Genomic DNA, 21,622 nt, shown 5'->3' with positions numbered 1-21,622 from the left:
TCCTTAGGTGGTAGTGGCCGCCACCGCCGAGATTAGTCCTCCGGCTCGGACCACGGGCTCGATAACAAGCTACCCGCTCACGTTTATCGCCGAGGGGGCTCGGGTAGTCATCCCTCAATGGCTCTCGTCGTGTGCACCCATGGGGTGAAGCGGGTGGGTCGGGTCGCGATCTCGGGTGGCTAGGAGAAGAGGGTGGCGGTTGTTCTAGTGCTGCAGGCACGTGGCCTCGGCGATCTGCTCACCGCGGTTCCCGCGTTGCGCGCACTGCGACGGGCGAAACCGCACGATCAGATCATCCTAGCCGCTCCGCACCGCTTGAAGCCGATCGTCGACCTCACCGCCTCCGTCGACTCCATGATCCCCACCGCCGACCTCGGCGATCTGCGCTGGGACGCTCCTGAGCCCGCACTCGCAGTGAATCTGCACGGGCCGAGCGCCGAGAGCATCGTCGCGCTCACCAAGACCGATCCCGGGCGCATCCTCTCCTACCGCAATCCGGCCTTCCCGGAGCTTGATGGCCCGGAATGGCAGACCGATATGCACCACGTCGAGCGCTGGTGCCATCTGCTCGAATCCGACGGCATCGTCGCCGATCGCCGCAATCTCGGACTCGTCCCGCCGGTCGCGACCACCAGTCGCCGCGATTGTGTCGTGGTGCACGTCGGTGCGGGTGCACCGGCCCGCCGCTGGCCGCCGGACCGGTTTGCCGCGGTTGTGCGGCATCTGCTGGTGCTCGGTCGCGAGGTGGTGCTCACCGGTGACGAGTCCGAGCGCTATACCGCGCTGAATATCGCCGCCCGTGGCGGGCTGCCCGTGGACCGGGTGCTCGCCGGCGAGCAGAATCTCATCGAACTCGCGGCAACGGTCGCCGAGGCCGCGCTGGTCATCTCCGGCGATACCGGCGTCGCGCATCTAGCCACCGCGTTCGGCACCCGCACCGTATTGCTGTTCGGTCCGACACCGCCACGCTGGGGTGGTCCGCCACCGCATCTCCTCGGCAGGCATGCGATGCTATGGGCCGGTCAGCTCGGCGATCCGATGGCCGATACGCCCGACCCCGGATTGCTGCGGATCGGCGTGACCGAGGTGATCAGCGCAGTCGACAAGCAGCTCGCCAAGCGGGCGTGGCCGGATAGCGGAAACAATCGCGGGCGAACGGCGTATCGCCGCGTGGGTTGACCTCACACCGGTATTCAGGCGTCGTCCTCGGCGCGGGCGTTGCTCAAAGCGGCGGCATAGGCCGCTAGCGCGCTGGGCCAGAACTGCTCCAGATAATCGCGCGCATCGCCCAGTCCGCGGGGATCCAGGAAGTACCACCGCCGATTCCCGTCCGGGCGCATCATCACCAGGCGAGCCTCGCGCAGTACACGTAGATGCTGGGAGGCCGCCGAACTCGTCACGCCGACGAGCTTCGCTAGATCGCCGACGGACAGCGGAGCGGTCGGCAATGCCTCGAAGATGGCTCGGCGGGTCGGGTCGGCGAGCGCCTCGATGGCACGAACTCCATTAGTCGCCACTGAAATAGTGTGACCGACTGACATCATGCTGGTCAATTCCGCGGTATTCGGCATATCGCCAGGCTGACCACCCATCCACGACGTTCCATTACCTATTTGTCATCAACCAACTGGGCTTTTGCCGACAAGTGACGGTTGCCACACGATTGCGGAACCCACACGATGGTCCCGTAGCTTCAAGCCATGCCCGTGACCGTACCGTTACCTTATTGTCTCGGCGGGACCCGTTCACTCCGCGACCGCGCCGCGGCCCGGGTGGTCGCCGCGGCCGCAGTCGTCAGCGCATCGCTCGGTGTAACGTCCGCCGTGGCCCCTGACACGCACACCCGCAATACCGGCAAGACCGATCAGTCGGCCGACCAGGCCAAGGGCGCCGTCACGTTCACCGCGTTCACCCCGTCCGAGGCCCAGATGCCCCAGGCCGTTCCCGAGGCCGTGGTCTGGGAGCAGAACCGCATCGCCGCGGAGGCGGCCCGGCCGCGCACCGTTCGTCCCATCCAGGGCGTGCTGACATCCAACTTCGGCATGCGCTGGGGTGCCCAACACGCGGGCCTCGATTTCGCCGACCCCATCGGGACCCCGATCGCCGCGGTCACTGACGGCACCGTCATCGATGCGGGTCCGGCTTCCGGGTTCGGTCTGTGGGTGCGGGTGCAGCAGGATGACGACACCATCGGCATCTACGGCCATGTGAACGACATTCTCGCCACCGTCGGTCAGCAGGTGCGCGCGGGCGATGTCATCGCGACCGTCGGCAACCGTGGCTTCTCCACCGGCCCGCACCTGCACTACGAAATCCACTCGGACAACGGCACTCCGATCGATCCGACGCCCTGGCTCGGCGCGCGCGGTATCGCCGTCGGCATCGCCTCGGAATAGCGGGCTCGTCCGATTCGGCCACCGGCGCATTCGCGATTCGATGAGCGGATTGCGCATGCACCGGTGGCCGAATTCCAGTACCTCGGTACTACCTGCGAATGGCGCCGCAGCGGGACGTGATCGAGCGGCGTCGATTTCTACCGTCGGTTCATGCCGACGATCGATACCCTTTTCACACCTCGCGATTCCGCGCGCCACCGCCGTCCCGCCGTCGCCCCGGACCTGCCGCGCGGTGGCCGCCTGCATCGCCCATTGCTCTGGATGGCGGCCACGATGGCCGCGCTGGTCCTGTTCTCGGCCGCCGGCATGGTGTTCGACACCCGGATGCTGCTCGACGAATCCGTGTGGCTCAAGCCGTTCAAGTTCGGGCTGGCATTCGTGCTCTACGGAATCACGCTGGCGTGGCTGCTGTCGTTGCCACACAGGGGAAGTCGGGTCACCTGGTGGATGGGAACGGTGTTCGCCGTCACCGGATTCGTGGACGTCGGGTTCATCGTGGTGCAGGCCGCGCGCGGCACCTACAGCCATTTCAATGACGAGACCGATGCGGTGAATTCGATCGGTCAGCTGGTGTTCGCGTCCGGTGTGCCGGGCTTGTTCTTCGCGAATCTCGTTATCGTGCTGATCCTTTCATGGCAGCGGCTGGTGGACCGGGCGACCGCGCGGGCCATTCACACCGGACTCGGTCTTGCCGTCGCCGGAATGGCCCTCGGGTACCTGATGGGGTTCACCGGGAAACAGCTGGTGCGCGACGCCGATGGCAATGCGGTCGAGTTGGTGGCTGGACACACCGTGCTGGACGATCCGTCGTTGAATGCACGTGACGGTGTCGGCGGTATGCCGATCACGCACTGGAGCACCATCGGGGGCGATCTGCGTATCCCGCATTTCCTCGGGCTACACGCCATTCAGGTGTTACTGCTCGCGGTTGTCGCGTTGGCCTGGTTGGCGCCGCGCAATCCGTGGCTGCGGGACGAACGCACGCGCGCCGCATTGATCGGTGTGTTCGCATCGGGCTATGCCGGGCTGCTCGCGATTGTGTTCTGGCAGGCGATGCGGGCGCAGTCACTGGTGCATCCGGACGGTCGAACGCTGTTCGCCATCGGTTTATTGATCTTGGTGGTTACGCTGCTGACTCTCGCCGTCTACTGGCGGGCGCACACCGCGGCGGTAATGCCCACAGCGCGGTGCGACCGTGCGCTGCGGGTACGCACACCCGCGGGTAGTAGCGACGTTCACTAAGCTCCTGCTCCTATGGCCCTCAACGCGACACTGCACAACTTCGCCGTCCAACTCGCCGACGTCGACCGTGCCGTCTATCAGGAGCTGGAGTTGCGGGTTGCGCGCCACCCGTCCGAATCCGCCGAGTTCATGCTGACGCGACTGCTCGCCTACTGCCTCGAATACGAGGAGGGCATTGCCTTCAGCGACGGCGGCATTTCGTCTACCGACGAGCCCGCGGTGCTGGTACGCGATCTCACCGGACGGCTCACCGCCTGGATCGAGGTCGGCGCACCCGATGCCGAGCGCGTACACCGCGGCAGCAAATCGGCCGAGCGCGTTGCCATCTATACCCATCGCGACCCGGCCAAGGTACTCGCGCAGCTCGCCGGTAAGCGGATCCACCGCGCCGAAGCGATTCCGCTGTATAGCTTCGATCGCGACTTCATCGATTCCGCGGTAGCCGCGATCGAACGCCGGAACGCGGTTACGCTCTCGATTACCGAACGACTGCTGTACCTGGATCTCAATGGCGCGGGCCTGAGCACGTCGGTCGAAGAGCGCAGACTCGGCTAGCTGTCGACGGTCACCGTAGCCGTTCGGCCTCGCGGGCGAGAGTCAACAGCGTGGCGCTCAGTGCCGCTAGCTCTTCGGTGTCGGCACCCTCGTCGATTGCGGTGGCGACGTCCTCGGCGGCGCAGCGGGCGGCGAACCAGCGGTCGGCCAGATCGGCCGCCTCCTGGGCGCTCAGCACCACCGAATCTTCCGGAATTCCGGTTCCCTTCAGGCTGTTGCGGTGTTCATAGGCGCGTTGGCGACAGGACTGACGGCAGTACCGGCGACGACGTCCGGCCTCCGATTCGACGATCTCCCGCCCACACCACAGGCAGCAGGACAGCACGCGGCGCGACATGACGCAGAACCCTAATGGTTATGCCGACCGAATGGGACGCCCGACCCTGGTTTGCCGGCCCGGCGCGGGCGTGGCGGAGTCCGGCCGGGACACCCACTACAATGCAACGGTTGGCCCGCGCTGGCGACTGCTTGCAGGTCGCTCGAAAGGGCCAGCGCCGATGGGGAACTATTGGCGCAGGCACGATCGTTACATCTAAGGTCCAGCGAGCGTCACGCGTTCGTCCGGTAGTGACCGACGAAGGACGCGGTCGCAGCGCAACAAGACTCGAGCACACAGGGAGAGGCACACCATGGCAGATCGCGTACTCCGGGGGAGTCGGCTCGGAGCGGTGAGCTACGAAACCGATCGCGACCACGACCTGGCCCCGCGACGGGTTGCTCGGTACCGGACCGATAACGGCGAGGAGTTCGACGTCCCCTTCGCCGACGACGCCGAGATCCCCCCGACCTGGCTCTGCCGCAACGGCCAGGAAGGCACCCTCATGGAGGGCACCACCCAGGAGACCAAGAAGGTCAAGCCGCCGCGCACGCATTGGGACATGCTGCTGGAGCGTCGCAGCAAGGAGGAGCTCGAGGAGCTGCTGAAAGAGCGGCTCGACCTGCTGAAGACCCGGCGTCGGGTTTAGGTCCTCCGGGCTCTCCGAGATCTTCGTGACGGAGGTTGTGGGCAGAACTGCGCAGGAACCTTCGAAGACATCAGAAGGCCGCTTGCACCAACTGGTGCAGGCGGCCTTTCTCGCACCCCAGTCCCGGTGGCGGGCAACGTATTTCCCTCGAGGCCGAGGTTTGGGATGCCGTTTGTGGCAGCTGCACACCGGTATCGCAGGCGCGCAGCTGCCAGAAGACGTGCTGGGGATCGGCCTTCGGCACCGACCCGACGCTGAATGGCGGCTGTGGCAATAGGCGTCACCGTTTCATTCGACTCGGTGACGGCGCACGGCCGCAGCGAGCACTACTTACTGGCGACCTTGCGGTAGCGCAGCAGAGCCAACGGCACGACCACCACCAGGATGGCGAGGGAACACGCCACCGCGTACTCGATGCAGTGGTCGGCGGGCCAACCGGTTGGGGTGCCGAACGCAGGTGGTGCCCCATTGTCGAAGAGCTTCCGGCCGGCGGCGGAAACGGCGGTAATGGGGTTCCATTCGGCGACGGCGCGCAGTGGGCCCGGCAGCGATTCCGCGGAGATGAAGGCCGAGGAGATGAATGTCAGCGGGAACAGCCAGATCAAGCCCGCACTTTGCGCAACCTCGATGGTGGGTGCGAGCAGACCGGTGATAGCCCCGACCCAGGACATGGCGAAAGCGAACAGCAGGATTATCGCGAAAGCCAGTACGGCATCGGCGATCCCGCCGTTGATACGCCAGCCGACGATATAGCCGCAGCCGACCATGACGACCAGGCTCAGGATATTCACCACCAGGTCCGACAGTGTACGGCCCATCAGCACCGCCAGCCGCGACATCGGCAGTGTGCGCATGCGGTCGATGATGCCCTTTTCCAGATCGCCCGCCAGGCCGACCGTGGTGAAGGCGGCGTTGAAAGCGACTGTCTGGGTGAAGATTCCGGCGAGCAGGAATTCGCGATATTGGCCGCCACCGAGTGAGGCGCCGAAGATGTATGCGAACAGGAAGACGAACATCAGCGGCTGGATCGTCGCGGTCACCAGCAGGGTCGGAACCCGAAGGATGGTCAGCAGATTCCGGTAGGCGACGATGGCGCTGTCCCGGATGATCCGGGCGTGGGGCTGCCGAATCTCCTGCGGGGACTCGGTTTTCGCGGTCGGTTCCGCTTCGGCGCGCGCGACTGCGGTGCTCATCAAGACAAGATCTCCTCTTGTACATCGTCGGTTTCCGGCTCGAGTTCGTGCGCGGTGGTGCCGGTAAGGGACAGGAATACGTCGTCGAGACTGGGCCGATGCACCCTGGCGTCGACCACGCACACCCCGGCATCGTCGAGCCTGCGCAGCGCTTCGACCATGGTTCGGGTGCCGTCGGCGACCACGATGGACACTTCGTCCGCGCCCCGATCGTGGGTCGGCTCACCGATACCGACCTGCGCAAGGATCGTCAGCGGGGGCAGCACGTCCTGGCCTGCGGCCAGCGTGACGGTGAGCCGGTCGCCACCGATGGAGGTCTTCAGCTCGTCGGCCGAACCCTTGGCGATGACCTGCCCGCGATCGATGACCGTGATGCGGTCGGCGAGTTGGTCGGCCTCCTCCAGATACTGGGTGGTGAGCAGGACCGTGGTGCCGTCGTCTACGAGGTCGCCGATGACGCGCCACATATCGAGACGGCCGCGCGGATCCAGTCCGGTAGTCGGCTCGTCGAGCACCACCACCGCAGGCCGCGCCACCAATGCCCCGGCCAGGTCGAGCCGCCGCGCCATACCGCCGGAATAGGTACCCGCGCGGCGGTGCGCGGCATTGTCCAGTCCAAAGGAGCTCAGCAACTCCGCCGCGCGCGCTGTGGCCTGCCGCTGCGACATTCCGTACAGCCGCGCCACCATGCGCAGATTCTCGTACCCGGTCAGGTTGGCGTCGACCGCCGCGTACTGACCGGACAGCCCGATGCGCCGCCGCGCGGCCGCCGGATCGTGCAAGACATCGATACCGGCCACCCGCACCGATCCGGCACAAGGCCGTAGCAAGGTGGTCACGATACGCACCGTCGTCGTTTTACCCGCGCCGTTCGGCCCGAGCAGCGCCATCACCGTGCCCGCCGGAATCTGAAGGTCGATCTCGTCCAGCACTCGCAGCCGGCCGTAAGTCTTGACCAGCCCGAGCACCTCTACCGCCAGACTCACGACGCTACCCGCCAACCCATCGCCCCCGGTGCCCACACTCTCGCCGGGCCTGCCACGAACTGCTCATGGCTTGTCGATTCACCGCATTCGCGCACGACTGCGTCTCGCTGACGCTCTGCTTCGTCGTGCGCGAAAGGCGCACTGTTCTGATGGTTCACTCGCTGACGGTCGCTCACGACTCGCTCCTACTCCAACTCTCTGCACCGACGTCGCGGTCCCGCGCGGGAGTCCGCGGTATCTCGCGCGAATCCGCCTGGTAACACCAGGTTTCGCCGATGCGTACGGGTGCTGTTTTTGTGGATTGTGCGTAACGCTCTCTCACGACCGTGGCTCCGGCCCCGGTGCGCCTTCCAGCTGCTCGTTGAGTACCGGACCGATGACGGCGAGTGACTCCGGTGTCGTCATGGCCGAATGTTTGCAAGGCAGGTCGTGGTTGTGGATGGTGCCGGTGACAAAGGGTGCCCACGCCGCGGCGCAGCGGGTCGGGTCGGTGTGGTTGATCTCGTCTTCGGCCGCGGTGAAGAAGAGCAGGTCACCGTCGAAGGTCCGCGGGCGGAAGCCGTGGGCCAGGACGGTGCCATTGGTGTAGCCCGCGTAGAGGCGCTCCAGGTGTTCGACGGTCAAGGCGGCGAACGGTCCGGGACGCGAGCGCAGCAGTTCGGCGGCGTCACGCAGGGTCAAGCGCGGGTCGAGTTCGGCGACATCGGCGTCACTGCCGAATTCGCCGATGATCTCGGCCACGGTGGGGATCGCATGCTCGAGCCATTGGTCGGTGAGCTGGTAGCTATCCATCATAGACAGCAGTGCGACCTCTTCGCCCGCATCCTGCAATTGGACCGCCACCTCGTGTGCGATCAGACCGCCCAGCGACCAGCCGAGCAGGTGGTAGGGTCCCGCAGGCTGGACCGACTTGATATGTGCCACATAACTTTCCGCGGCCTCGCTGATCGAATCGAACCCGTCCTCCCCCGCGACATGCGGTGCCTGCAATCCGTACACCGGACGGTCGGCAGCCAGATGCGCGAGCAGGCCCGAGTAGCACCAGGCCAGTCCGATCGCGGGGTGGATACAGAACAGCGGGGCCCGGCTCGCGTCGGTGCGGGCGCGGATCGGCAGTACCGGATCCAGTGCTGCGGCGATGGCCGCGCCGGCGTTACCGGCTCCGTCCAGCCGTGCAGCGATGGCGGCCGGGGTGGAATCGCCGAACATCAACTGCACCGGGAGATCGATCCCGTTGGCGCGCAGCTGTGCTACGACCTTGGTGGCCAGCAGTGAGTTACCGCCGAGTTCGAAGAATCCGTCGTCGACACCCACCGTTTCAACGCCGAGCACCGTCGCGAAGGCGGCGCACAACTCCACCTCGGTCGGGGTGATCGGCGCCCGATAGCCCTCGCTCGCACTGAAGACCGGTTCGGGCAACGCCTTTCGGTCGAGCTTCCCGACCGGGCTGAGCGGAATCTCATCGATCAGCATGATCGATTGCGGCATCATGTAATTCGGCACCCGCTCGGCGAGATGTTCGGTGAGCTCGGCCGCGCTCAGCGTTATTCCATTGCACGGCTTCACATACGACACCAATGCCATCGCACCGGCGGGGGTCCGATGACCGATCGTCGTCGAGAACTCGACCGCCTCGTGCCGCGCGAGCGCGGCGTCGATCTCGCCGAGTTCGATGCGGAAGCCACGAATCTTCACCTGATGATCGCTGCGGCCGAGGTATTCGATTTCGCGAGCCGAGTCGGAGCACTGTCCGAACCAGCGCACGAGATCGCCGGTGCGATACATCCTTTCACCCGGCTTCCCATAGGGATTCGCGATGAACCGCTGCGCGGTCAGCCCAGGACGATTCAGATAGCCCCGTGCCAACGCACTACCCGCCAGATGCAGTTCACCGGCCACCCCGACCGGCGCGGGGTGCAGCCGCCCATCGAGGATGGTCGCGTTGACGCCGCGAATCGGCCCGCCGATCGTGATCGGCCCGCCCGGCGTCATGGGCTGGGAGATCACCGTGACAATCGTGGTCTCCGTCGGCCCGTACACGTTGTACAGATTGCGTCCAGGTGCCCAACGCGTCACCAGTTCCGGCGGCAGCGCCTCGCCGCCCACCAGCACATGCGCCAATTCGGTGACGCCGGTCGGATCGACCGTGGCAAGTGCCAAGGTGGTGATGAACGCGTGTGTAATTCCCTCGTCGATGAACACCTGGCCGAGTTCGGCTCCGCCGACCACACCCGGTGGTGTGATCACCAGCGTCGCCGCACCACCCAGCGCAAACAGCAGGTCGAGCATCGCGGCGTCGAAGCTAGGCGTCGCGAAATGCAGGACTCGGCAACCGGGGCGCACCTCGAAGCGCTCCGCGGTCTCCGCGGCGAAGTTCGACAGACCACCGTGGGTGACCACGACGCCCTTGGGTGTGCCGGTCGAGCCGGAGGTGTAGATGACGTAGGCCGGATTGTCCACCCGCAGCACACTGGTCCGCTCGGCCGTCCGGATCGGCACATCGGATGTATCCCGCACTCGCCCACGGAATTCGGCATCGTCGAGCACGATCCACTCGGCATCGCCGGGCATCTGATCGCGGTACGCGGCGAGCGTGATCCCCAGTGCCGCACCGGAATCGGTGAGCATATAGGAGATCCGCTGCGCCGGATACAGCGGATCAACCGGCACGAATGCCGCACCCGCCTTGGCCACCGCCAGCATCGTCGCAATCGATTCGACCGAGCGGGGAATCCCCAGTACCACTAGCGTTTCCGGTCCGACCCCGGATTCGATGAGCACCCGTGCCAGCCGGTTGGTCCACCGGTCGAGCGCGTCGTAGCTTACCTGGGTATCGCCCGAGCGCAGCGCGATGGCATTGCGGTCGACATTCACCGCGGCCTCGAACACCTCGGGGAAGGTGACCGGCCGGTCCGCCTCAGTGCCGCGCACCGGGGCCAGCCCGGACCATTCGGCGGGATCGAGCAGCTCGAGATCCCCCACGGCGCTGATCGGGTTCGCGGCGACGCCCGCGAGCAGCCGAACCAGTCTCCGGCCGAGCCGTTGCGCGGTCTCCTCGTCGAACAGATCGCTCGCGTAATTGACCGACAGCTTTATGCCGTCGGGTTCCCTTGTGCTGGTGTGGGATTCGGTCAGCGTGAACTGCAGATCGAACTTTGCGATACCGGTGTCGACATCCTCTGCCTCGATGCGCAGCCCGGGCAGCTCGAGCACCCGCACCGGCTGGTTCTGCACCGAGAGCATCACCTGGAACATCGGATGATGGGCCTGCGAGCGGACCGGATTCAGCACCTCGACGAGCCGCTCGAACGGCAGATCCGCATGCGCGAACGCGTCCAGATCGGTATCGCGCACGGCGTGCAGCAGGTCGGTGAACCTGGCGTCCGGATCGATCCGGGTGCGCAGCACCAACGTGTTGACGAACATGCCGACCATCCGATCCAGCTCGGGGTGGCCGCCGCGGCCGGCGATCGGCGTACCGACGGTGATGTCGTCGGTCGCGGTCATCCGGTGCAGCAGTACCGCGAGCGCGGCGTGCAGCACCATGAACATGCTGACGTTATTGCTGGCGGCAATCGTTCGCAGTTCCCGGTGGGTCAATGCGTCGATCACGCACTCGACGTTGCCGCCGCGATAGGTCGGCACGGCCGGGCGCGACCGGTCCGCTGGCAGGTTCAGCAGCTCCGGAATCCCGTCCAGGGTGCCGCGCCAGTAGTCGAGCTGGCGGTGTACCACCGAATCTGGGTCGTCCTCGGTGCCGAGCATGTCCTGTTGCCAGAGCGTGTAATCCGCGTACTGGATCTCCGATTCCGGCCAGTCCGGCGCCCGGTCGCCGCGTGCGGCCGCATAGGCGGCGGCCACATCCGCGGCCAGAGGTGCCAGCGACCAGCCATCCATCGCGATGTGGTGCACGACGAGCACCAGCACGTTCTCGGTCGACTCTCCCAGTTGCGGGGCGCTGGATTCGTCCGGCTCGACCTTGATGAGCGCGGCACGCATCGGCATGGTCGAGGCGAGATCGAATCCCGGAGCCGCAAAACTCTGTACCGCGCCTGGTATTTCCGACGATGACATCGACACGACGAACGGCGTGATGGCGGCATCGGCCGGGTCGAGAATCCGCTGCGTGGGTACCCCATCGACCTCCGGGAACACCGTCCGCAGTGTCTCGTGCCGCTGCTGCACCGCACGCAATGCCCGCGCCAGCGCATCGACATCCAGCTCACCGCGCAACCGCAGCACCAATGGGATGTTGTAGGCCCCGTCGACATGATCAGCGCCGTCCCCGATCCGGTTGAACCGGTTCAGGAACCACAGTCGATATTGTGCCGCCGACAACGGAATCCGCTCCGGCCGCGCACGGCGCACCAACTCCGACCGGATGTCGACGCGGGATCCGGAATCGAGCTGCGTCGCGAGTTCGGCCACCGTCGGCGCGCTGAAGACGGTGCGCACCTCCAGCCGAGTATTGGTCGCTACGGCCAGCCGAGCCACGAGTTGGGTTGCCAGCAGCGAATTTCCGCCGATCTCGAAGAAGCTGTCATCGGCGTTCACGACCTCGGCACCGACCAACTCGCCCATCACCGCGGCGACCAGCCGCTCGGAGTCGGTCGCAGGGGCGCGCTGCGCCGTGCGCACCATCAGCTGCGGTTCCGGCAGTGCGGCGACGTCCAACTTGCCGGTCGGGGTCAGCGGAATCTCGTCCAGCACCGTAATACTCGCCGGAACCATATGCGCGGGAAGCTGTTCGTCGACATGGGCGCGCACCGCATCGATATCCGGTACGGTCGCGTCGGCGGGCTGAATGAAGGAGACGATCCGATCCGCGCCCGCGATATGGCGCACCTCGGTGTGCGCGAACCGCACCTGCTCATGTGTGACGAGCGCACTGGTGATCTCGCCGAGTTCGATGCGGAAGCCGCGCACCTTGACCTGATGGTCGCTGCGTCCGAGATAGACGATCTCGCCCGCGGCATTCCAGCGCACCACGTCACCGCTGCGGTACATCCGCGATCCAGGTGGTCCGAAGGGGTCGGCGACGAATCGCGTCGCGGTGAGCTCGAACCGATCGAGATATCCACGCGTGACACCGAATCCACCGAGATACAGATCGCCGGGCACACCGATCGGCACCGGGCGCAGCCGCTCGTCGAGCACCAGTGCCCGCGCACCGCGCACCGGGGTGCCAATGGTGATTGGTTCGCCGATCGCCATCGGCTCGGAGATCGTGATGACGATGGTGGTTTCGGTCGGCCCGTATCCGTTGTGCATCTGCCGTCCCGGCGCCCAGCGGGCCACCAACTCGGGACCGAAGGCCTCGCCGCCCACCATCAGCGCACGCAGGTGCGGCAATGACCACCGTTCCCGATCAATGGTGGCCAGCGCGGCCGGGGTGATGAACATGTGCGTGACACGCTCACGCTCCATCAGGTCGGCCAGTTCGTCGCCGCCGTAGACATCGGTCGGGACGATCACCATGGTCGCACCGGATCCGATCGCGAGCAGCAGATCGAGAATGGCCGCGTCGAAGCTCGGGGAGGAGAAATGCAGCGTGCGCGAATCCTTGTCGATCCGCATCCGATCGCGGAGCTCGTCGCCGAAGTTCGACAGGCCGCTGTGCGTGACCGCGACACCCTTGGGTTTACCGGTCGAGCCCGATGTGTAGATCACATATGCCAGATCGGCGATCTCGACAGGGCGCAGGCGTTCGTAGTCGTCGATCATGCAATCCTCGAATTCATCGAGTTCCTCGACGAATTCGGGCGCATCCAGCAGCAGCCAGTCGGTGCCCGCGGTCGCGGGCAGCAGATCGGCGTGCTCGACCAGCGTGACACCCACCCGGCACCCGGAATCGATCAGCATATGCCGCACCCGGTCGGCCGGATAGTTCGGATCCATCGGCACGAATGCGGCACCCGACTTGGCGACCGCGAGCATCGTGACGACCGAGTCGACCGAGCGGGTCAGGCCAAGGGCCACCCGGTCCCCCGAACCGAGCCCGCGCTCGATCAGCGCCCGTGCCAACCGATTCGAGCGCGCGTCGACCTCCGCGTAGGTCAGCGAGTTGCCGCTCGCGCGAATTGCCGTGCGCTGCGGATGCATATGCGCGGTGGCGGTGAAGTACGCGGCCAGCGTGCACTGCGGCGTGGTCGCACCGCCGGTGGCCGGGGTGAGCCGGCGGCGCTCGAATTCGGTGCGCACATCGATATCGCGGACCAGCACCTGCGGCGTTGTGGTAATGGCCGCCAGCACCGCAAGGAAGCGATCAGCCAGCGTTCTGACCGTCTCGGCATCGAAAAGCTCTGCGGCGTATACGAATTCGAATGCATGCGCCCCCGTGTCCGTTCCGGCGTCGTGGGCGCCGGCCGCGACCCGCAGCTCCAGATCGAATTTGGCCAGCGCGATATCCAATTCCTCGGCACGCAGCGCGAGATCAGGTAGTTCGAGCGACGGCACCGGCCCGTCCTGCACCGTCAGCGCCACCTGGAACAACGGCTGGCGGCCACTTCCGCGCGCATCGCGCCCCAACTCGTTGACGACGCGCTCGAACGGAATATCCGCGTGTGCCATGGCGGCCAGCTCGTTATCCCGATCCGCGCGCAGCAGCACGGCGAACGAGATATCCGGATCGACGTCCGAGCGCAGCACCAGCGTATTGACGAACATGCCGACCAGCTCGTCGAGCTTCGTATCGGCGCGCCCCGCAATCGGCGTACCGATGACGATATCCCGACCGCCGGTAATGAACCGCAGCACGACCGCGAGGGCCGAGCGCAGCACCATGAACATGCTGACACCCTGTCCGTGCGCGAGTTCGGCCAGTGCCCGCTGCATCGGCTCGGGCATGGTGAAGCGCACCGAACCTGCCTCCTGCGTCGGCTCGGCCGGCCGGAGCCGATCGTAGGGCAGCGGCAGTTCGTCGGGCAGATCCGCGAGTGCGGTACGCCAGTATGCGAGTTGCTCGCCCGCGAGGCTGTCCGGATCGGCCTCGTCACCGAGGTAGGCGCGCTGCCACAGCCCGAAATCGGTGTACTGCACCGGAAGTGGCGCCCAACTGGGCGCGGCACCCGCACGCCGTGCCAGATACGCGGTGGCCAGATCCCGGGTCAGCGGGCCGAGCGACCAGCCGTCGGCGGCGATGTGATGTACCACGATGCCGAGCAGATGCCGCCGAGAGTCTGTGCGCAGCAAGGTGATCCGCAGCGGAATGTCCTTGGTGAGATCGAATCCGGTGCGGGCAAGAGCTCGCAGTGCCTGTTCGGCGGCGCCTTCGTCGGTCGCGACCGGCTCGACCACCGGCATGGCCTTGGCGGTCGGAAGCACCGACTGTTGGGCGCCGAGATCGTCCTCCGGGAACACGGTGCGCAGCACCTCATGCCGCTCGACCAGATCGGTCAGCGCCGCGCGCAGTGCCGCCGCATCCAGATCGCCATCGATCCGAATGACGAATGCGATGTTGTAAGCACTGGATTCGGGTGAGAATCGATTGAGGAACCACAGTCGCTGCTGCGGCAGCGACAATGGAATGCGTCCCGGACGTGGGGTGTGCACAGCCAGCGCCAACCGTTGCGTCCGAGGCGCTTCCGTTATCCGTTCCGCGATACCGGCCACCGTCGGCGCCTCGAAGATCAGCCGCACCGGCAGGTCGACGCCGAATTCCGCGTGCACCGCGGCGGTGAGACGGGTGGCCAGCAGCGAGTTGCCACCGATGTCGAAGAAGCTGTCCTCGGCACCGGTCACCGGACGACCGAGGATTTCGCCGAATGCGGCGGCGACGCGCCGCTCCAGCTCCGTACTCGGCGGACGTGAGGTACCTACCGCCGCGAAAATCGGTGCGGGCAGCGCCTTTCGGTCCAGCTTGCCGGCCTGGGTGACGGGCATCTCGGCGAGTACCGCAATCGAAGCGGGCACCATGTAGCCGGGCAGCCGCTGACGCGCGGTCTCGGTGATATCGGCGGCATCGATCGGTTCGTCCGCGGTCACGTACGCGACCAGGCGGGGCTGGCCGTGTTCGTCGGTGTGCACAATGGTGAGCGCGGCGGTCACGCCCGGATGGGAGCGCAGGACATGGTCGATTTCGCGCAATTCGATGCGAAAACCGCGGATCTTGATCTGGTCGTCGGCGCGGCCGAGGAAGCGCAGCTGTCCGGCCGGATCCGAGACCACGAGATCGCCGGTGCGGTACATTCTTTCACCGCGCCGACCGTGTGGGTTGGCCGGGAAGCGCTGTGCGGTAAGGCTGTATCGGCCCAGGTAGCCGCGGGAGAGGCCCGGACCGGACAGGTACAGCTCGCCCGGGGTGCCCGGTGGCACCGGATGCAGTCGACCGTCCAGCACGAACAGCCGCATACCGCGCACCGGCATCCCGAGCGGCACCGGGCGCCCCGGCCGCATCGGGCCGCTGGCGGTAGCGGCGACGGTCGCCTCGGAAGGTCCGTACATATTGTGGATGCGGTGCCCGGCCGACCACCGTTCCACCAGCTCCTCCGAGCACGCATCACCGCCGACGATGACTGCCTCGAGCTCGTCGAGCCCCTCCTCCGGCACGGTGGCCAGCGCGGCCGGCGTGATGAACGCATGGGTGATCCGCTCCGTGCGCAGCAGATCGGCGAGTTCCATGCCGCCGTAGATACCCGCGGGTGCGACAACGATGGTGGCGCCGGCCGCGAACCCGAGCAGCATCTCCAGCACCGATGCGTCGAAGCTGGGCGAGGAGAAGTGCAACGTGCGCGCCGAATCCGTGACACCGAACAGATGCATCTGCTCTTGTGCGAGCGAGGCGATACCGGTATGGGTGATGATCACGGCCTTGGGCATTCCGGTGGAACCCGAGGTGTAGATCAGGTAGGCCGGATGTCCGGTGCGCAGCGGGTAGTTGCGGTCGGCATCGGTGACGGGATCGGTTGAGTGGCGGGCGGATTCGGCGATCAGTTCATCCGAACCCAGCACCAGCCAATCGACATCATGCTTGCGGTGCCTGCCACGCGCAGCAGGCCAGGCAGGCATGGTGGCCAGGGATTCCGCAATGGTCAACCCGAGCATGGCGCCGGAATCGGCGATCATATGCCCGATCCGCTCGCCCGGATAGCTCGGATCGATCGGCACATACGCCGCACCGGTTTTCGCCACAGCCCAGATGGCCGCGATGGAATCGAGGCTGCGCGGCAACGCGATCGCCACCACGACCTCGGGACCAGCACCATGCTCGATCAGCGTGCGTGCCAGGCGGTTCGACATCTCGTCGAGTTGGCGGTAACTGGTGTCGACGCCCTTGTAGCGCACGGCCGTCGCATCCGGCAGCCGCTCCGCGATATCGGTGAACAACTGCGCCAAGGTGATCGAGGGCTCGCCGGGGGCACCGGCAATCGGTACCAGCTTCGCGGTCTCGCGGGTGTCCAGGATGTGCAGATCGCCGACCGGCCGATTCGGCTCGGCGACGACAGCACTGAGCATGGCGATGAAGCGCCGGGCGAACGATTCGATCGTGCGCTTGTCGAAAATATCGGTGGCATAGCCGAATTCGGCGTGCAGCGGTCCCTCGGCGATGCCGTCGTGTAGCTCGAGTTGCAGATCGAACTTCGCGATATCCGCGGCGATCGGCAGCACCTGCGCCTGCACACCGGGCAGGTCGATGCTCAAATCCGGTGCGCGGTCATAGGACAGCATCACCTGGAACAGCGGGTGCCTGGCGGCGGAGCGCGCCGGGTTGACGAGTTCGACCAGTCGCTCGAACGGCACATCCGCATTGGCGAAGGCATTGAGATCGGTTTCGCGGACCACATCGAGCATCTCGTCGAATCCGGCGGCCGGGTCGACCTCGGTCCGCAATACGAGTGTGTTGACGAACATGCCGACGAGATCGTCGAGTGCCGGATCCGAGCGGCCCGCGATCGGGGTGCCGATGGCGATATCGGTGCTCGTGCACAGCCGCGCGAGCAGGATGGCCAGCGCGGCATGCAGCACCATGAACATGCTGACACCCCGGCTGGCCGCGAGTTCGCCTGCGGCGCCGCGGATCTCGGGTGCGATGGTGAACTCGACCCGGCCGCCGTCGGTCGAGCGGCGCAGCGGGCGCGGACGATCCAGCGGCAGGTCGAGCTGGTCCGGCAGCCCGGCGAGGGCCGAGCGCCAGTACGCGAGCTGGCGGCTCAGCGCACTAGCCGGATCGGCTTCCTCGCCGAGCAGTTCGCGCTGCCACAGTGCGAAATCGGCGTACTGCACGGGCAGCGGGTTCCACTGTGGTGCAATGCCCTTCGCCCGTGCGGCTGCCGCGGACATCAAATCCCTGGCCATCGGTGCGATCGACCAGCCGTCACCGCAGATGTGGTGCAGCACGATGAGGAATACGTGCCGATCCGGTCCGGTGGACCACAGGGCCACCCGGATCGGGGCCTGGCTGCGCAGATCAAAGCCGTATCCGGCGAACTCCTCGGCGAGTGCGCGCACATCGGCGCCGGTCGCATCGATCGGGTCCAGGGTGAGCGGGATATCGGTGGCCGGATGTATGAGCTGGTACGGACCTTCGGGCGCATCCGGGAAGGTGGTACGCAAGGATTCGTGCCGTTCGATCACATCGACGAGTCCGGCGCGCAGCGCGGCGAGATCGATGGGTCCGTCGAATTCGACTGCCAGCGGCATGTTGTAGGCGGTGGTGTGTTCGGCGAAACGGTTGAGGATCCACAGCCGTTGCTGGGCCAGCGACAGCGGAATCCTTTGCGGCCGTTCGACCGGTACCAGCTTCGGGGAGGACGCATCCGGGTTGTCGGTGGCGAAGCGTTCTATCAACGTGGCGATGGTCGACGCCTCGAACAGGTCGCGGATAGTCAATCCGGTGCCGAGGGCGGCATTGATCCGCGCCACCGCGCGGGCGGCGATCAGCGAATTGCCGCCGAGATCGAAAAAGCCGTCCTCGACACCGATTCCGTCGATGCCGAGAACTTCGGCGAAGACACCGGCGAGCACCCGCTCCACCTCGGTGCGAGGTTCGACGGTGAGCTGGCCAAACGGGCGGTCGGCGACGGGTTCGGGCAGCGCATTGCGGTCGATCTTGCCGTTCGGGCTCAACGGTAGTTCGGCGAGCACCATCAGCACCGAGGGCACCAGGTAGCCGGGCAGCGTGCGACGCAATGCGTTCAGCAGCGCAATCCTGTCCAGATTGTCCGAAAAGTCCGGGGCGGCAACGACATAGGCGACGAGTTCGTCGCCGGTACGGCCACGGTGGGCGACGCAGACCGCACGAGCGACCCGTTCGTCGGCCAGCAGTGCCGCCTCGATCTCGCCGAGTTCGATGCGCAGACCGCGGATCTTGACCTGGAAGTCGCTACGGCCCAGGTATTCGAGGACACCCCGCCCCGAACCCCCTTGGTGACTATCGAGATCCGGATCGCCCTGCCAACGCGCCAGATCGCCGGTGCGGTACATCCGGGCGCCCGGGGTGAACGGATTGGCCACGAAACGGTCTGCGGTCAAGCGGGATTGGCCGAGGTAACCGCGCGCCAGTTGCACACCCGCGAGGTACAGCTCGCCGGCGACCCCCGGCGGTACCGGTCGTAAGCGTGTGTCCAGGACGTAGGTCTGGGTGTTCCACACCGGCGACCCGATCGGCACGGTATCCGGATCGGCCGGGCACGACCAGGAGGTGACATCTACGGTGGCCTCGGTCGGCCCGTATAGATTATGCAGCTGCGGCCCGTGCAGAGCCTTGTGGAAATCGCGAACGGTGGCCGCGGGCAATGCTTCACCGCTGCAGAACACCTGGCGCAACGTGGTGCAGCCGCGCACGTCGGTATCGGTGACGAACACCGAAAGCATGGACGGCACGAAATGGGCTACGGTAATGGACTTTTCGGCGACTGTCCGGGCCAGGTAGCCGGGATCGCGATGGCCGTCGGGCATCGCGACGACGAGTCGCGCGCCGATCTGCAAGGGCCAGAAGAATTCCCAGACCGAGACATCGAAGGTGGCCGGGGTCTTCTGCAGCACGGCGTCGGCGTCGTCGAGCGGATATTCGTGCTGCATCCAGCGCAGCCGGTTGACGATCGCGGCGTGGGTTACGCCAACGCCCTTGGGCTTTCCGGTCGAGCCTGAGGTGAAGATCACGTACGCGAGATGATCGGCCCGCAGCGGGGCGAGACGGTCGGTGTCGGTGATCAGATGGGCGGTGAAATCCGCGAGGTCGACGGTATCGATCGCCACCGACTCCGCGCCCGCGGGGAGCGCGAGTTCATCTCGGGTCGTGGTCAATACGCAGACTGGATCTGCTTGTTCGAGGATCTGTTCGATCCGCTCGACCGGGTGGTCTGAATCCAGTGGCAGATACGCCGCGCCCGCCTTGACGATCGCATACATGCCGACGACCAGTTCGAGGCTGCGCCGCAGGTACAGGCCGACCACCGTCTCCGGGCCCGCGCCGCGCGCGATGAGCAGTCGGGCCAACCGATTGGCACGCTCATCGAGTTCGCGGTAAGTCAGTGTCTCATCACCGAATTCGAGTGCGACCGCATCCGGGCAGATCATCGCGCGATCGGCGAACAGGCTGGGCAGGGTCCCCTGCTGTGGCGCGGTCTCGGTGGCGTTCCAGGTGCGCACCACGCGCTGGTGCTCGTCATCGGTGATAGCGATGAGGCTCTCGGCGCGCGCATCGGGTTCGGCGGCGAGGAATCGGGTCAGGAAGTCCAGGAACCGACTGTGATGCGCGGTGACCTCGGACTCCGCGTAGAGCTGCGGATTGGCCTCGAAGTCGATATGGATGCGACCACCCTCGCCGTTGTACAGATTGATGGACAGGTCCTCGACCGGACCGGTGGCCAGCACATGCAGCGAGCCGAGCAGACTGCCGAACTTCAGCTCGTCGTGGAAGAGCATGATGTTGACCATCGGGCCGAAGAACCCGCGCGCATCGCGGGAGTAGCCGCAATCGCGGCGGATGTCGTCGTGCCGGTAGCGCTGGTGGCGCAGCGCGCCGGTGATCTGCAATTCGGCGGCGCGCACCACATCGCGCACAGTGGTATCGGCATCGAAGCGCACCCGGATCGGCACCACATTCGAGACCACACCGGCGGAGCGACGCAGCGCGACCGTGGTCCGCGCCGACACCGGCAGGCTCAGGACCACGTCGGGATTGCCGGTGACCGACCGCACATAGGCGGCCAGTGCGGCGACGAACATGGTCGAGCTCTGGGTATCGAGTTCGGCGGTGGCCGCGGTCATGGCGGCCTCGGCGCGTTCGTCGAGGACTGCGCAAGCACGCCGCCGCCCTGCGTCGGGTGCGGCGGTGAGGCCGTTCACGCTGGACAGCGTCATCGGTCCCCCCGCGCCCACCAATTGCTCGAGCCAGTAGTCGCGGTCGTTGCGGAACCGGCTGGAGTCGCGGTAAGTGGATTCGTCCGCATAGATGGTGGCCAGCGGTGCAGCTCGGGATACCGCGGGTTCGGTACGGTTCTCCACCGCCGTATAGATCTCCGCGGTGCGGGTGAGTGCGTTCATCGCGCCGTAGCCGTCGATCACGATGTGGTGGCCGCGCGCATACCATATGTAGTCGGATTCGCCGGTCCGCAGCACTATGTTCGTGGTCAGCGGATCGTGCTCGAAATCGATCGGTGAGCTGGCGTGCTCATTCATCCAGCGCAGTGCGGCAGCGTGCGGATCGAACTCGTCGCGCAGATCGATACGGGCCCAGCCCGGGCGGCGCGCATGGTCGATCACCTGATGCGGGACACCGTCGATCTCGACCAGCCGCACATGTCCGACCTGCGTTTCGACACCGAACCGTTCGATCGCGTACAGCAGGCGGCCGACGTCCAAGTCTCCGTGGATCTCGACATACTGCGCGATAGTCAGCGGAACATCCGGGCGGATCCGTTGGGCGTACCAGAGGGCTGTTTGCGCAGGCGACAGTGCGAACGGTTGTGCCGGGAATTCACCGGAAGAGCATTGGTCGACGCGATCCGTGGCCAATGACTTCATCAATCACTCCTTCTGCCGCTGTTGATGCACAACTCCCCGAGCACCGTCACCGCGGGCGCGCACGCGCCAGCCGTAGGACGTGATCCACGCCCATAGATTCGGAGCATCGAATGCAGCGGATGGCCAGCGTTGCGGATTTGTTTCACTTCGAACGACGTTGACAGCAAGGCACTTTCGCAAGCTATCTTTCTGCAAACTTTACAGTTCGTGCGGTCAGCGGCGGAAATGCCGCGAGAACATCGAAGTGAGCCAGGTTCTATTATAGCCTAGCTAACCGCACACTAACGCTCAAAGCAGACTAAAAGTCGGTTTTCTAGCCC

General features: G+C 65.9%; 10 protein-coding genes. 5 read left to right on the top strand and 5 right to left on the bottom strand.

The annotated features are described in order from the left end of the window. Window positions 1-192: 192 nt before the first annotated feature. Window positions 193-1,179 carry a glycosyltransferase family 9 protein gene (locus AB0L63_RS06200; RefSeq protein ID WP_364495331.1) on the top strand — a complete coding sequence of 329 codons (987 nt, stop codon included), beginning with the start codon at window positions 193-195 and terminating at the stop codon, window positions 1,177-1,179. Between the two features lie 14 nt (window positions 1,180-1,193). Here AB0L63_RS06200 and AB0L63_RS06195 read toward each other — a convergent pair whose 3' ends face one another. Then, window positions 1,194-1,517: a metalloregulator ArsR/SmtB family transcription factor gene (locus AB0L63_RS06195; RefSeq protein WP_364495328.1), complete on the bottom strand. Its 324-nt coding sequence runs from the start codon at window positions 1,515-1,517 to the stop codon at window positions 1,194-1,196. 183 nt (window positions 1,518-1,700) lie between these two features. Between AB0L63_RS06195 and AB0L63_RS06190 the strand changes: the two genes are divergently transcribed. From AB0L63_RS06190 to AB0L63_RS06180, 3 genes are all read left to right on the top strand, one after another. Continuing rightward, window positions 1,701-2,396, top strand: coding sequence for a M23 family metallopeptidase (locus AB0L63_RS06190; protein ID WP_364495325.1), 696 nt, complete (start codon window positions 1,701-1,703; stop codon window positions 2,394-2,396). Window positions 2,397-2,546: 150 nt separating this feature from the next. Next, window positions 2,547-3,638 carry a hypothetical protein gene (locus AB0L63_RS06185; protein ID WP_364495322.1) on the top strand — a complete coding sequence of 364 codons (1,092 nt, stop codon included), beginning with the start codon at window positions 2,547-2,549 and terminating at the stop codon, window positions 3,636-3,638. Window positions 3,639-3,650: 12 nt separating this feature from the next. Then, window positions 3,651-4,193 carry a YaeQ family protein gene (locus tag AB0L63_RS06180; protein ID WP_364495319.1) on the top strand — a complete coding sequence of 181 codons (543 nt, stop codon included), beginning with the start codon at window positions 3,651-3,653 and terminating at the stop codon, window positions 4,191-4,193. Window positions 4,194-4,203: 10 nt separating this feature from the next. Here the strand turns inward: AB0L63_RS06180 and AB0L63_RS06175 are convergent, their stop codons facing one another. Beyond that, a complete protein-coding gene (locus tag AB0L63_RS06175; RefSeq protein ID WP_364495316.1) occupies window positions 4,204-4,530 on the bottom strand; it encodes a hypothetical protein in 327 nt (108 codons plus the stop codon). 292 nt (window positions 4,531-4,822) lie between these two features. Here AB0L63_RS06175 and AB0L63_RS06170 point away from each other — a divergent pair, with 292 nt between their 5' ends. Continuing rightward, a complete protein-coding gene (locus tag AB0L63_RS06170; protein ID WP_364495313.1) occupies window positions 4,823-5,158 on the top strand; it encodes an RNA polymerase-binding protein RbpA in 336 nt (111 codons plus the stop codon). 326 nt (window positions 5,159-5,484) lie between these two features. Here the strand turns inward: AB0L63_RS06170 and AB0L63_RS06165 are convergent, their stop codons facing one another. From AB0L63_RS06165 to AB0L63_RS06155, 3 genes are all read right to left on the bottom strand, one after another. Continuing rightward, complete coding sequence (locus tag AB0L63_RS06165) at window positions 5,485-6,351, bottom strand: ABC transporter permease (protein ID WP_364495310.1); 867 nt, start codon at window positions 6,349-6,351, stop codon at window positions 5,485-5,487. Next, the gene (locus tag AB0L63_RS06160) at window positions 6,351-7,337 is read right to left on the bottom strand and encodes an ATP-binding cassette domain-containing protein (protein ID WP_364495307.1); all 987 of its coding nucleotides are present in this window, start codon (window positions 7,335-7,337) and stop codon (window positions 6,351-6,353) included. Before AB0L63_RS06160 ends, AB0L63_RS06165 begins: the two co-directional genes overlap by 1 nt. 318 nt (window positions 7,338-7,655) lie before the next feature. Beyond that, window positions 7,656-21,302: an amino acid adenylation domain-containing protein gene (locus AB0L63_RS06155; RefSeq protein ID WP_364495304.1), complete on the bottom strand. Its 13,647-nt coding sequence runs from the start codon at window positions 21,300-21,302 to the stop codon at window positions 7,656-7,658. Between the last annotated feature and the right edge of the window lie 320 nt (window positions 21,303-21,622).

Source organism: Nocardia sp. NPDC051990, from assembly GCF_040680755.1.
Classification (GTDB): Bacteria; Actinomycetota; Actinomycetes; order Mycobacteriales; family Mycobacteriaceae; genus Nocardia.
The sequence above is the reverse complement of the archived record's forward strand: the minus strand, read 5'-3'. Positions and strand labels throughout refer to the sequence as shown.